This is a genomic window from Priestia sp. BR_2 (genome assembly GCF_041954005.1).
In the GTDB taxonomy this organism is placed as follows: domain Bacteria; phylum Bacillota; class Bacilli; order Paenibacillales; family Paenibacillaceae; genus Paenibacillus_AQ; species Paenibacillus_AQ lautus_A.
In genome coordinates, this window is sequence record NZ_JAVFHM010000227.1 from 115,867 (window position 1) to 128,881 (window position 13,015).

General features: G+C 49.4%; 11 protein-coding genes. 1 reads left to right on the forward strand and 10 read right to left on the reverse strand.

Features of this window, described 5'->3' with window-relative positions; genetic code table 11:
• Window positions 1–221: 221 nt before the first annotated feature.
• The 10 genes from RB298_RS17695 to RB298_RS17740 all read right to left on the reverse strand — a co-directional run bounded on the left by RB298_RS17695 (window position 222) and on the right by RB298_RS17740 (window position 12,032).
• Entirely contained in the window at window positions 222–2,339 is a 2,118-nt protein-coding gene (locus RB298_RS17695) for a helix-turn-helix domain-containing protein (RefSeq protein WP_375119646.1), read from the reverse strand.
• A gap of 499 nt (window positions 2,340–2,838) precedes the next feature.
• Complete coding sequence (locus tag RB298_RS17700; RefSeq protein WP_486047777.1) at window positions 2,839–3,600, reverse strand: DUF4253 domain-containing protein; 762 nt, start codon at window positions 3,598–3,600, stop codon at window positions 2,839–2,841.
• Between the two features lie 163 nt (window positions 3,601–3,763).
• The gene (locus tag RB298_RS17705; RefSeq protein ID WP_486047779.1) at window positions 3,764–5,245 is read right to left on the reverse strand and encodes an S-layer homology domain-containing protein; all 1,482 of its coding nucleotides are present in this window, start codon (window positions 5,243–5,245) and stop codon (window positions 3,764–3,766) included.
• Window positions 5,246–5,378: 133 nt separating this feature from the next.
• Window positions 5,379–6,074 (reverse strand): response regulator transcription factor, encoded by a 696-nt coding sequence (locus RB298_RS17710; protein WP_486047781.1) that lies wholly within the window; start codon window positions 6,072–6,074, stop codon window positions 5,379–5,381.
• A 3-nt stretch (window positions 6,075–6,077) separates the two neighbouring features.
• Entirely contained in the window at window positions 6,078–7,550 is a 1,473-nt protein-coding gene (locus RB298_RS17715) for a sensor histidine kinase (protein WP_277748769.1), read from the reverse strand.
• 7 nt (window positions 7,551–7,557) lie between these two features.
• Entirely contained in the window at window positions 7,558–8,778 is a 1,221-nt protein-coding gene (locus tag RB298_RS17720) for an amidohydrolase (protein WP_192572140.1), read from the reverse strand.
• Window positions 8,779–8,945: 167 nt separating this feature from the next.
• Window positions 8,946–9,707 carry a class I SAM-dependent methyltransferase gene (locus RB298_RS17725; protein ID WP_486047784.1) on the reverse strand — a complete coding sequence of 254 codons (762 nt, stop codon included), beginning with the start codon at window positions 9,705–9,707 and terminating at the stop codon, window positions 8,946–8,948.
• Window positions 9,708–9,739: 32 nt separating this feature from the next.
• On the reverse strand, window positions 9,740–10,336 hold the full coding sequence (locus RB298_RS17730) for a hypothetical protein (protein ID WP_096775571.1): 597 nt from the start codon (window positions 10,334–10,336) through the stop codon (window positions 9,740–9,742).
• Between the two features lie 121 nt (window positions 10,337–10,457).
• Window positions 10,458–11,432: a phosphotransferase enzyme family protein gene (locus RB298_RS17735; protein ID WP_486047786.1), complete on the reverse strand. Its 975-nt coding sequence runs from the start codon at window positions 11,430–11,432 to the stop codon at window positions 10,458–10,460.
• A gap of 36 nt (window positions 11,433–11,468) precedes the next feature.
• The gene (locus RB298_RS17740; RefSeq protein ID WP_213578245.1) at window positions 11,469–12,032 is read right to left on the reverse strand and encodes an SMI1/KNR4 family protein; all 564 of its coding nucleotides are present in this window, start codon (window positions 12,030–12,032) and stop codon (window positions 11,469–11,471) included.
• A gap of 178 nt (window positions 12,033–12,210) precedes the next feature.
• On the opposite strand from RB298_RS17740, the gene RB298_RS17745 reads away from it, so the two are divergent.
• Window positions 12,211–12,996 carry a M15 family metallopeptidase gene (locus RB298_RS17745; protein ID WP_486047788.1) on the forward strand — a complete coding sequence of 262 codons (786 nt, stop codon included), beginning with the start codon at window positions 12,211–12,213 and terminating at the stop codon, window positions 12,994–12,996.
• Window positions 12,997–13,015 lie beyond the last annotated feature (19 nt).

Sequence of the window (13,015 nt, forward strand, 5' to 3'; positions counted from 1 at the left end):
GCTGTGTCGGCATTGATTTGATAGCGTTTTCTTTATGTGTCGATCATAGGCGAGAAATCCGGCCTTTGAACAGGTACACTTCGGTCGTTTGGCGTACAAATAACCGTTTTTCCATAGGCCATCCTGTCTCGTCAGGGGCCAAATCCCGGGTATTCGCGTTTTCTTTAGCCCAAACAGCCGCATCGTCCAAAGCGACAATGCGGCTTGCGAGGATCAACCCTTTACACGACCTCATGAGACTGACGGTAAGCGCTCGGGGAAATGCCGATGAGCCGCTTGAATGCCCTGCGAAACGAATGGGAGCTGTTATAGCCCACCTGAGCCGCTATTTCATCGACCGTGAGGTTCGTCTCGGCAAGCAGAATGGCCGCCCGATCCATCCGCACCTTGATCAGATGATCGGAATAATTGACTCCGGTTACTTCCTTGAACAATTGGGAGATGTATTTCTCCGGCCGCTCCACGTGCTCAGCCACGCGGTATAAGGTGAGATCCGGATGTGCGTACGTCGCTTCGGTATATTCATAAATCTGCCTGATCAGTTTGGCATGGGAGTCCTTCTTTTTATTGGAAATATATCGGCACAGCTCTCCCATGATCGCGCGGATTTCGTTATGGATCGACTCCAGCGGCTCGGTAAAGCCGATATCGATGATGCGCCTTTTTATGCTTTCAAACCATTCCGACTCCGCAAAAATTTTCTGATCCATTAACTTAAGGAACGTTCCTTTGATTTCACCTACCAGCTGGTGCTTCATCTCGACGGATAACTCCCGCTGATGGAGATTTTGATCCATGATCAGATTGACGATCTTCTCGGCTTCTTCCAGCTCTCCTGCCCGTATCGTGCTGATCAAGCGCTGCTCGGTGTCCAGCGGGTAGTAATACGTTGTATTGACGATTCGGGCTTCGCGGTACCACACCGTCTCTTTTTGATTCATGTAGACGGCATATTCAAGAGCCTGCTTGGCCTGGTCAAATGACTGCCCCGCCTCTGAGACCGAATCGAACGGATCGCCGAAACCGGCTTGGAGGAACATTTTATATTCATGCAGCACCTGCTTCGTCAGCGTTTCGATCAACCCCGTAATTCGAAGCTCTTCATCCGGTCCAGGCTCTCGTTCTTGGTCGGCAAAGAACAAAACCACCATTTTGTCCGAGCCCAGATCCGTCATGGGCAGCGTCCCGGCGATTTCGGAAAAGGCCTGTTTCATGAGAAGCCGGGCGGCGTTAAGCTCGTTCAGGATCTCCACGCTGTCCATGCCGGCATATCCTTTGATCTGCAGGATGCCGACATAGCCTTTTCCGTTATGCAAGGCAATATCAGCCTGCTGGGCAGCGGAAGCAATTTCGTCCCTCGATTCAAACTCGCCGGCAATCAGCCGTCTCAGGAAAGCATCCCGGACAAACGGCAGCTGACGCGTCAGCTCGTTTTCCAGCTGTTTGTTTTTGCTGATCATATTGGAAATATTCCCGCTCAAAAAGTCGAATTCATTGCGCTCCGTCACCTCATCCCTGCCGAACTGCTCTTTCATGATGCTAATCATTCGATGGATCGGCACGCTGTTCCGATGAGCCAAATACAACCCGAACAGCAGCCCGACGATCATGGCGCCTCCGGTAATGAACCAGGACGCTTGTTTAATTTGATCGGCATTCTCCATTAGGGCGCTGCGGGGGATGCCGGCCTGATAGACCCAACCGCTCTTATCGGAGCGCGTGGTGATCACAAGGTCATTCTTGTAGAACTGGCTGGTTTTGTTCTGATCGAATGCCGGATCGTTCATGATTTGGCTTACATCGGATTCCATGTTTCCTTGAAGAGCAAGCGTATTCCCGTTCCCGTCGTGGATGTGCACCCAGCCGCCGTAGTTGTCGGTTAACCCCGAGAATAATCCGGCAATCGTCCGTGCATCGATCACGACCACAACATTGGCCGGGGAGGAATCGTTAAAGCTGTCCAGCGGGAGCGATTGCATGTACGTGATGACCGAGGTTTCGTTGTCCCTTTCCGAAAAGGAAGAGAGCGGTTTGATTTCACTGCGATGGGCTTTCTCCAGGATCTGTTGTTTCCATTCCTCAAAACTGAGATCGTCATAATGAAAAAACTCATAATAATGCTCCGGCCGATAAGAAGAGCCCGACGTTACGATCAAGTCGTAGTTCGCCAAATAGATGTAGTAATGCTGAAGAAAATCGTTGGTTTGACCGAAAGTCAGCACATTGCGCATCGTTCTCCATATGCCGTAAACATCCCTTTGGGCAAGATGATCGTTGAGAAGCACGTTAAGGTCTTGATTGATCGCCAGCTGCCGCGTCATCCCTTCCACTTCCGCCATCCTGTGTTCCAGCAGCTCCTGGCTTTTCTCGAGCTGAACGATGCTGTTCTCTATCGAAATGGATTGCGTTACGGAGATGGAGGTTAAGTAGGATATGTATCCTCCGATGGTGGGAATGAGCAGAATGGCAATATAGGAGATGAGAAAGCTGCGAAAAACCTTCGATTGCTTAAGAATAGATATCCCCCCTTATGTGATAGCGTTTTCAAAAAATAACGACTCAAGTTCTCCCGCCAGCTATAAATTTGATCATAATGGATATTTGCGGCGCAAGGGTAGGTACTTCTGCGTATGGCAGGGTACATTTTTCCATACCAGGCCTGCATGCGGCTAAATGACGGAAAGTAACTCCATATTAGGGGAATCGGCAAGCTGGGTAAATATCCGATTGTTAAGGTTCATGATGCTTTATGACAATAACGGAAAATAACCATGCCTTTGGATATTTTGACCATTGTCCACATAAAAAAAAGCCGCGTTTTCACGCGGCAGCTGACGTTTAATCCCACCAAAAATACCAGATATCGTGCTTCATTAAATAGTCCGCATAATGTCCAAGCGTCGGAAACCCGTCCATGATATATTGGCAGAAAATAAAATGCTCCTTGGCGAGCCGTAATGCTTCTTCAAACGTATGGGGTCGTTTTCCGGCCTGAAGAATCCAAGTATCTTCCGAAACGGCCACGATTTTAATCTGATACTTCTGCTGAAAATGCTTAAAAATCACCGACTGATGCTCGGGCAGCGGACATTCGTTATAACCTCCCATCGGAACCCACAGCGGTGCTTCATATCCGGCTTCGGCCGGCAGCGTCAGCAGGATCACCTGCTCGTCCTCTTCCACCTTTCCCTGCACCCATGACGTATTCCAGTCAAAGGGCTCGGCATCCGATTCGCCAAACTCTTCGTTGAGCATTTCGCTGCCTTCCCATAATAATGAATAAGAACGATATAATTCCTCAAAGCTCTTGCCTTCTAATTCTTCCGGTTCCAGCGCAATATCCGTATAGGATAATCGCGAAGCCACGATTTTTCCCAACACATCTTTCATGCTTAACCGCTGAACCTGCTCCAGCTCCTTGTTCACGTATTCAGAAAGGGTTTCTTCTTCGCAGATCTCCTCCATCATTTCCACCAGATTGTAGCCGGGAGCGATGAGAATCTTGTGCTCCCCTTCCTTTGGGACTGAGAGCGTTAAGCCATCCAAATCCAAAACTTCAATATCACGTTCGCTTAAATAATTGGCAAGCTCTTCGACCATATGTACACCTCGAATATAGCAGATTTTGAAACCAGTATAAGTTCTTACCCTTAATTTTACAAATGATAGAACCACTTAGATAGTCACTTATAAACAAGTTCAAGAGGACGAGCTTTACGCTCGCCCTCTTGTATATGGACAGACATGTCCATGCTGTAATGGATTAATTGACGGTCAGGGACGCATCGGTTTCTCCTGCCCACTCGCCTACAGGTTTGATGGTATACGTCAATCCCGGCTTCAATTTACTTTCCTGCGTCAAATCGAATATGCCTACGGCTCCTTTTCGGCTTGAATATTTATAGGTCGCAATGTGTTGATTGCCGTCAGCGTCGGTCAATTCCACGCTCCGGCCGGAGAACAGCTCATCCCCCGGATCCTCGGACAACGTGATGGCTATGGAACTGTCGCTGACTGCCTCGGCTCCGATGATGTCCAGCGGAGCATACGATCCTGCAACGAATGACGGATTGGCGATCTGTGCCCAGTCCGAAGAAACGGTGTAGGTAACGCCCGGCGTCAACGTCTGGCCTTCCGGCAATCGGAATTTCGGCTCTTGCTTGCCGTCGGTGGATTGGGTGAAGGGTACGTATTTGGCCACGATGGGTTGTCCGCCTGCAGGCGTAATCGTAACTTCCCTGGCTTGACCAGAAGATATGATCTGATAGACCTTGCCATCGGCGCTGTTATTCTCATCCAATACGAAGGCATTGGCTCCGCGGCCTCCGCTATAAGCGGAAATAACATAACCGTAGTCGACGACGCCATTCTCCTTGAGCGCCTCCAATTCAAATGTATCCTGGGTGACCTGTCTGGCCTCGGTCATGTCCAGCTTCGTGCTGTTTCCTGTAAATGTACCTGCTGTGTTCCCTTTATAGGTCAGCGTATACGATGTCCCCGGTTTTTGAACGGAAGTTGGAACGATATAGGTGGAAATAGAACCCGTCTTCAGACGCGGCATATTCGTTAGGGCAAGACCGTCGTTAAATTTAAAATCTTCTTTGGCTTTGGCAAACGACTCATCGTCCGATGTCAATGGAGCATCAAAGGTGACGATCAAGGTGATGGCATTCAGTGCGCGGACGCTCGTGATTTTTGCTTTTTCCGACGGTATTGCGTCATGTGCAATGCTGATCAAATAGGCAGCCTGACCTCGAGTGGCATGGCCCTCCTCGGAATAAAAACGCTCAGCCCAGTAATCCACGGACTTCGCATCTCGTTTCAGAGCCTTAGACACCATCTGTACCAGTTCGGCGTGGGTAACGCTTCCCCTTGGATCAAAACGTCCGTCCGGTGCCTGCATAATATCTAGTGCTACCAGCTCAGTTGCGTACCGCTCATACCACGCGTTTGATTTCACATCCGTGAAGCTTGGCTCTGTCTCCGCTTTCCCTTCAAGTCCAAACGCAAGCACCAGCATTTTCGCCAGCTCCGCCCGTGTGATCGGACTTGTTATCCCCATCGTGCCGTCTTGGTAACCCTGCATCACGCGCAGCTGGGACAGCCCTTGAACGGCTTGCTCTATATCTTGGGCAGCGAGCGGCGCTTGTGCAGCATCGGCCTGCAGAACATGAAACGGAAGCGTCGCCGTTCCCAGTGCGGCGGCCAGCATCATGGCCGCCAGTTTATTCGAATACTTCTTCATAAGTAAGTCCTCCCTATCTTCGATGAATATGAACGATAATCGTCATATCCCCATGATAGATGAGAGTCCTAAACTCCCAAGAAATCCGGGATTAAACGTTTCGAAAATATTTATTAACAATTTCTAAACTCATTCAGACCGAAAAACGATAGCCCGCTCCCCATACCGTTTCAATGTACTGCGGATTGGATGGATCCAGCTCCATCTTTTCGCGCAGCTTTCGGACGTGAACGGTGACGGTAGCGATATCCCCGCTGGAATCCATGCCCCAAATCCGTTCGAACAATTCATGTTTGTTGAACACCCGGTTCGGATGGCTCGCCAGAAATTCAAGCAAATTAAATTCCCGGGTCGTAAACGCGACTTCCTGATTGCGTACGAACACCCTTCGCGCCGTTTTGTCGATGACCAGGCCCCGGATATGAATTTCCGAGCTTGGACTCGGACTTTGCTTGCCCAGAAGCCTTACATATCTCATCAAATGGGCTTTGGCTCTTGCGACTAATTCGCTCGGGCTAAAAGGCTTGGTAATGTAATCGTCGGCACCGAGATTAAATGCACGGATTTTATCGATCTCCTCATTCTTGGCGGATACGATCAGAATCGGGACCTCCTTGTTCTTCCTGATATGGCTGCACAACTCGTAGCCATTCATGCCGGGAAGCTGAAGGTCCACAATGATGAGGCTGTAGTCCTCGTTAAGTGCAAGCTTCAAGCCCTCGTCACCCGTATGGCATAAATCGACGGCAAAACCGTTCAGCTCAAAATAATCCCGCTCCAACTGGGCGATGGTCGTTTCGTCTTCGATGATGAGAATGCGTGTGTCCATGGGTTACCGCGCCTCCTTCCTGTTCGCTCGTTTCAGGGTAAAGTACAGGCTTGTTCCGACGCCAAGCTCGCTTTCAGCCCAGATTTGGCCCCCGTGTCCTTCAATGATCTGGCTCGCAATCGCAAGACCCAGACCGCTGCCACCTGTTGAAGAGTTGCGGGATGACTCGGCCCGATAAAACCTTTCGAATATATAAGGGATCGCTTCCGGTGCGATGCCTGTACCGTTATCCCGGATTTCAACCGTTACCCATTCCGGAGACAGCCGGATCGAGATGCCGATGTTTTTTTGCCCCTTGTCCATGAAATTCTGGGCATTTCCAATGATGTTGAGCACGGTTCGCTTTAATTTCTCAAGGTCGGCAATGACTTCGACAGGATCACCGGGGCGTTCCTTCCACTCCAGCCGAATGTCCTTCTCCTCCAGAACATAGCGCTGCTCATCGATGCAGTCGTCAATGAAACCGATGATATCGACATGCTCGAACATAAACGGCACCTGCTTCAAATCCAGCTTGGAATACAGAAACAGCTCATCCACGAGTTTATCCAGATCGATGGTTTTGGTGTAGATGATATTCACGTATTTATCCATCTTCTCGGGCGTATCCGCGACGCCGTCACGAATGCCCTCGACATAACCCTTTATATTCGTTATCGGTGTGCGCAGATCGTGTGAGATATTGGAGATCAGCTCTTTTCGGTTCTCTTCGTCCCGGAGCCGGAGCTGAATCGATTCGTGCAGCCGCTTTCGCATATTCTCAAACGTTTCGTTTAGCTGGCCGATTTCGTCCTTCGAATGCATATCCAGGGAAAACTGAAGATTCCCCTCCTTGATGTGTTCGGCCGAATTTCGGAGCAAGTCAAGCGGTTTTACCACGCTGCGCGTAATCCAGCGATATAACATCACGTTCGCAACCACGATGATGCCAACGAGACTCAATACAAGGATGGGCAACAGCTTGCGCGTTACCTCGCCGAAAGGACTTCGCTCGCGGATCACGTACACGCTTCCCTTCGTCTCGTCCGAGAACCGGAAGTCGAATTTGGCATAAGCATAAAAGCGTTCACCGATGCTCAGCGTATTGCGGATTTGATTGTTGTTCAGGTCGAATGGAGGGAGATTCGCTTCCAGCTCAGGCTGGTTTAACGTATTGGACTCGTAAACTTGAAGGCTTTCCTTACGGACGTACAGGCCTGCCCGCACGGTTCTCAGCTTAAAATCATATTCCGTCAGCAGCTCTTGATCCAGCAGACCGTCCGGTTCGTTCTTGGCAAGATATTTTAATTCAAGGAAGATAGACTCCTCTTGCTCGGTCAGCGGGTTAACCTGGTAGTGAACTTTATAAAAATCCCGAACCCCGCGAATGTCCCCGGTAGCCGCGACGGTAAACAAACTGGCAGTCAAGACGAACACCAACAAGCTGATGACCAGCATGCCGGTAAAGGACAGCAGCAGCTTGATCCTGATCGACATGCATCGCCTAAAGCGAACCGGAGACGATGCTGCCCTTAAACATCGTCGCCACGCGCTTCGATCTTCTGGCAATGGCTTCGGCGGAACAAGAAGCTTCGACAAACACGATGCTGGCGGCGTCCCCGACCTGCGGCCATATCTGCTCGCCATCCGGACCAAGCGGCGTCATGCCGCCGGTGATATATTGAAGCGTACGTGCCAAAGAGCGTTCATCCACCCATCGGGACACCTCAGCCAGCCGGCCCGCGCGTTCCAGCACGTCCCCGTTTCCGAAAGGCGACCACACGTCAAAAATGTTATCGCATCCGACGGCTACCTCTACGCCGCACTCATGCAGCAAACCGACCGGCGGCATGTTGCGACCGATCGGCACGCTCGAAATAATGGCAACCCCTGCATCAGCCAGCATTTCCCCCATTTCGATGGCTTGCGGCGTCGGGATATCGCCGAGTCCGAATGCATGGCTAATCGCCACTTTGCCCTGCAGGCCCGCCTCGATGGTCAGCTGTGCCAACCGCTTCATGGTGAAGGTTCCCAGATGATGGGCATCGTGCAAATGCAGGTCAATTCCCGCATTCGCCTCCACGGCAAGCTCTACCATTTCCTGCAGGGAAGCTTCGATATCACCATCCACCGTCGCCGGGTCCACCCCGCCTACCAAGCCTGCTCCGCCGCGAAGTGCTTGTCTCACCCATTCCTTTGACTTCGAGCGCAGCAAACCATGCTGAGGAAAAGCTACGATCTCGTAGGATAACTTTCCTTCAAATGCGCGTAATGCTTGTTGAACCGCTTCAAAGTTAGCCAAACCCGCTTCCGGATAAATATCGACATGCGTTCGTACATGCGTCACCCCGGACTCCAGGTACATCTGAAGCAGGCGTTCCGCACGGTCCTGCGTCCGGGTATCCAGGGCCGGAAGCGTTGCTTTCTCGATATCCAAACGCTCGAAAATGCTGGAGACCGGCGTTACGGATCGCCACCGGTCACCGAGCAGCGTTTTATCCAAATGGCAGTGCTTTTCGGTAAAGGACGGCAGAAGCAATACACCCTTCACGTCGTGTTGCGGCCATGAATCCGTGATGGTCTTATCGGATGACACGATCTTCGCAATGTTCCCGTCCTCTATGAATACGTGGCAAATCTCCGTTTTTGTTCCCGTAATAACGCCTTCTTGAACTTCATAGCCGCTCTCTAAACGAGCATTCGTTAACCAAAATGCGGTACTCATATCCATCGTTCCTTTCCTTGCCAGATATACGATTATGCTATCATAGGAACATCTATATGGATAATATTAAAAAAATAGGATTCACTTAAGTTTTACATATACATATAAAAGAAAAGCCACCCGTTGAGGATGACTCTTCTGGTAAAGACATGGAAGTAGGCATGAGGTTAAAGCTTTATGGCTCTTGTCGCAATTAAACTGTTTGCATAGCGGTCCAGCAATTTCTCGCCTCCGAAGGAATCCTCGTATAACCCGGCAATCATAAATCCGGATTGAATCTGACCTCCCATTTGCTGTTCCAGCGTATGTCCGAATTCCAATGCTACCCCGCTTCTCACAATCTCTTCTTCCGTCGCATAATCCAGTTCAGAATAGGGAAGGGTGTGCTTCACCCGAAGCGTGCCCTGTTCTTCCAGTTCCCAGTCGAATAAATAAAAGACCGGGTTCATAAAGCCGCTAATCATTATGCCGCCAGGCTTCAACACGCGATATGCCTCCTGCCAGACCGGCTGGATATCAGGCACGTAAAGGTTAGATACCGGATGAACCAACAAATCAAAGCTCTCCGATTCAAACATGCTTAAATCCGTCATCGAACCGAGAACCGTCCGAATGGACAATCCGTCCCGTTCAGCAACAAATCGATCCTGCTCCAATTGAGATTCGGAGAAATCCAGCACGGTTACATTTGCTCCCGCAGCTGCCAATACGGGTCCCTGCTGCCCTCCTCCAGAAGCTAGGCAGAGCACATTCTTTCCGTTTAGTTCCGGAAACCATTCTTTGGGCACAGGCTTGGTTGAAGTGACGATAATAGACCAATCGCCCATTCTGGCTTTCTGGATTTCTTCGCTGCTTACAGGAACAGTCCACTGATTTTTCTGTTTGACTTTAAGCTCCCATTGGTCTTGGTTATGCTTGATAATCTCCATATGCAGATCTCCTATTATTGAATCATGGGCTTTCAGCTTGTATTCACGGACCTTTGATCCAGCCAGGCTTCAAACTGTTCCGGCGTGCTTACGTTGTCTTCGAGAACCGCTGTATAAATATCGAAGCTTCGTACACTTTTTCCATATTCAGCAAGGCTTGCCCAACGATTTTTGATTCTCAAAATAGCTTCCCGGCGTTCCTGAGTCAGCCGTCCAGGCATCGTTATGATATGTTTCAAGTCAGGTTGTCTCTCCGGTTCATCCACGAACCAAATGTCCAAGGCCCATTCGTTACCGCGCTGTGATTTATATTTTAGTCCGATGTACAATCCATCGGGATACGCGGGATCCGTATTATAATCACCGGTATCGTTGATGAACTTCAGCTCCCGTACACCGGCTTGCAGCATGAGCTCCGATGCGATGTGTGCAGTTAATGGTTGATTCAGCCGGGAACATTTTACCGTCATGTCCAGGTCTCTCCATACCATCAATCCGAGGGCTGAGCTGCCGACACGCACCGGTTCGCCTGCTTGACTTAACAACTCGTAAAGTCGAAGTTCATCTGCTACCTCAGAAGCTTCCTCCTGGAGAGCCTCTTGTTGTAGTTGAAGTTCGCTTTCCGCCATACGGTGTTCACCTCTAATCATATCGTTGATATCTCATATGGTATCACCCGATCAGCGTGCTTTCCAAGGGATTGAATGCTTATAATTATCTTTCACGGATAAAGTGTGATTCGACATCGAACTATACGGAATAAAATATGCGTGCACCCGACAAAAAAGGCGTGCAAAAATCGGCGCATAGCTTCGGCATTCGTTCACGCATCCATGCATGCACGGATTCATTCTCCATCTGAAAGACATAGTAGCCGATAATGGCAAGCAGCATGCAACCTTCTAATAAAACGAGCTTATGTTGTCCTGTATGATCATTGCCATAATACCCTTTCAGGAATGTATCCCGAAGCTGTGAAGGAACCATCATGGCACCCATGGCAACATCCGTGTAATGGTACCCTGGTCCGAAAAAACCAAAATCGATAAAACTCAGTTCTCCATCTGAGGTCATGATGATATTCCCCAAGCTCAAATCTCCGTGGATAAGCCCCCAAGCCTCAACGTTGCCACTGTCCACAAGAAGCGCGTTAACCAACGATATCGTTTCTTCAATAATGGAAATATCGGAGGAAGTAAACAAATCTTTCGCCAATCCTTGCTTTATAACTTCAATCATATATAGATTGTAGGCTATCCCCTGACTCGGACGCTTGTCCAAGCCCTCCTGCTCGTATGAGCCATAAAATTTGTGCAGCTCAGCAATGCGAGTCCCCAGCTTCTCGACCAGTACCGGGTCGCTTACGTCATCCTTCTGCAAGTCTCTTCCTTCCAGCCAGGTAAGCACGGAGCTGTTCCAACGCTTCCCCTCGTGTTCGAAAATCGTGATCAATTCACCTTTCCGATTACGCATAGGCCTTTGGACAAGCAGATGATCCCAGCCTGACAAGTGCTCCAGCATATGCAGTTCGCCCAGCAGACCGTCGTAGGTATGCTGCTGACCAGCCATGCCTTCTTTTAGCGGTTGATGAATGCGCATCAGATATGTGCTTCCGTCATGGCCTACTACCTTATACGTTCGATTTTCATTATGCCGAATAAAGGCAATTTCCGGTTCCCGGATGTCGTATTCATTCAAAATTTCCTGCAGCTGTTCATTTCGCATTTGAAACTTCTCCTTATACTTCTGAAATGGAACCCGTCAGCCCTCCAGGAACGTATCGTCAAAATACGCTTTGAAATCCGGGTACAAAAATACTAGCGACTCTTTAAGTTCGTCCCGATCCGTGTGTTCTTCATCCAGATCAAACAATATTTCATGTTCGATCTCATAGATGGCTCCGATTCCCTCGCCGGCCTCTCCACTTACATCGATACACCAGATCTTGCCGTATTCGGAATCCCAAGTGAAAGGGAGATATCCCAGCCGGCACAACAAGGGATTGTACATGTTCCTGACGTTCTCCAGCGGCTCGTCTACCGGCTGTTCAGGTATGACGTCAAAGTAATGATGGTACGTGGAGATGAATGCTTTATACCACTCGGGAAAATTCAATCCATACGCTGCTTCCATCTCCCCAATCTGATCTTCGCTCACAATGGAAGGGACCAATTTCCATATGGACCATTCCTCATCGGTATCAACGGTCTTCATCTCCGCGGGAACGTCCGGCCGCATCCACCTGCAGAACCCATCCTCCGAAATTTCGCCGTATTTAGCGTAATAGGCCTCAAACCCTCGTTTGATATAATCGCGTATTTCCATGTATAAAGTCTCCTTATGTAGAAAATCGTCCCTTTTTCATATATTACTATTATCTATTTTCGGGTTATGATTAGATTCAATCTATTCTATTTTGTTTACAATTCAGAAACAATCCGGAGATTCTATCGATATAACTCTCTTATATACTCAATAGACAGCTAACGAGGAGGGACTACACATGCGCAATACTTTTATCAAAACAATCCTGCCATCCGTCATCATCGGTTCAGTCGTAACAAGTTTGGCTTTATCCGGGTTCCCGAACGGTTCCGGCTTGGATAAGGCGGAAGCGGCCGCAGCATCTTCTGCCAGCCTATCATTTTCGAAGTTTTTGGATAACAACGCCCCTAAACGGACGCTGAGGTCGGTTAACGGGATAAATACGGTCACCAATCTGTCCAGCACGGTTGTGCTCGTCAATAAACAAAGAAATCTACCATCGAATTATGTACCGCAAGATTTGGTCGTACCCCAAATTCCGTTCAGCTTCTCGGGACCAAGCCCCAAAAAGCAGATGAAAAAAATAGCGGCGTCTGCGCTCGAAAAGCTGTTCGCTGCTGCCAAACGGGACGGGATCGACCTCAAAGCCGTATCAGGTTATCGTTCCTATGCAACCCAAAAAGCCATATTCGCGCGTAACGCCAGTATCAAGGGCGAGGCTGTCGCTAACCAAACAAGCGCACGCCCGGGGCAAAGCGAGCATCAGACCGGACTTAGCATGGATATTTCCAGTGCTTCCGTAGGCTATGCCCTGGAGCAAAGCTTCGGAAATACGAAGGAAGGCAAATGGCTGAAGGCCAATGCACCGAAGTACGGATTTATCATTCGTTATGGAAAAGGTCAGGAGAAATTAACCGGATACTCTTACGAGCCTTGGCATGTACGCTATGTGGGCGTCTACATTGCCGGAGAAATTACGAGACAACAACTGACGCTGGAGCAGTATCTGGGTCAAGCCCGGTAATCGCAAATTTTATATAAGC

Bases quoted from the DNA above. Each gene is read 5' to 3' on its own strand.
- RB298_RS17720 (WP_192572140.1), bottom strand. From the start codon at position 8,778: ATGAGTACCGCATTTTGGTTAACGAATGCTCGTTTAGAGAGCGGCTAT.
- RB298_RS17735 (WP_486047786.1), bottom strand. From the start codon at position 11,432: ATGCGAAATGAACAGCTGCAGGAAATTTTGAATGAATACGACATCCGG.
- RB298_RS17715 (WP_277748769.1), bottom strand. From the start codon at position 7,550: ATGTCGATCAGGATCAAGCTGCTGCTGTCCTTTACCGGCATGCTGGTC.
- RB298_RS17725 (WP_486047784.1), bottom strand. From the start codon at position 9,707: ATGGAGATTATCAAGCATAACCAAGACCAATGGGAGCTTAAAGTCAAA.
- RB298_RS17705 (WP_486047779.1), bottom strand. From the start codon at position 5,245: ATGAAGAAGTATTCGAATAAACTGGCGGCCATGATGCTGGCCGCCGCA.
- RB298_RS17710 (WP_486047781.1), bottom strand. From the start codon at position 6,074: ATGGACACACGCATTCTCATCATCGAAGACGAAACGACCATCGCCCAG.
- RB298_RS17740 (WP_213578245.1), bottom strand. From the start codon at position 12,032: ATGGAAATACGCGATTATATCAAACGAGGGTTTGAGGCCTATTACGCT.
- RB298_RS17745 (WP_486047788.1), top strand. From the start codon at position 12,211: ATGCGCAATACTTTTATCAAAACAATCCTGCCATCCGTCATCATCGGT.
- RB298_RS17730 (WP_096775571.1), bottom strand. From the start codon at position 10,336: ATGGCGGAAAGCGAACTTCAACTACAACAAGAGGCTCTCCAGGAGGAA.
- RB298_RS17695 (WP_375119646.1), bottom strand. From the start codon at position 2,339: ATGGCGGAAGTGGAAGGGATGACGCGGCAGCTGGCGATCAATCAAGAC.
- RB298_RS17700 (WP_486047777.1), bottom strand. From the start codon at position 3,600: ATGGTCGAAGAGCTTGCCAATTATTTAAGCGAACGTGATATTGAAGTT.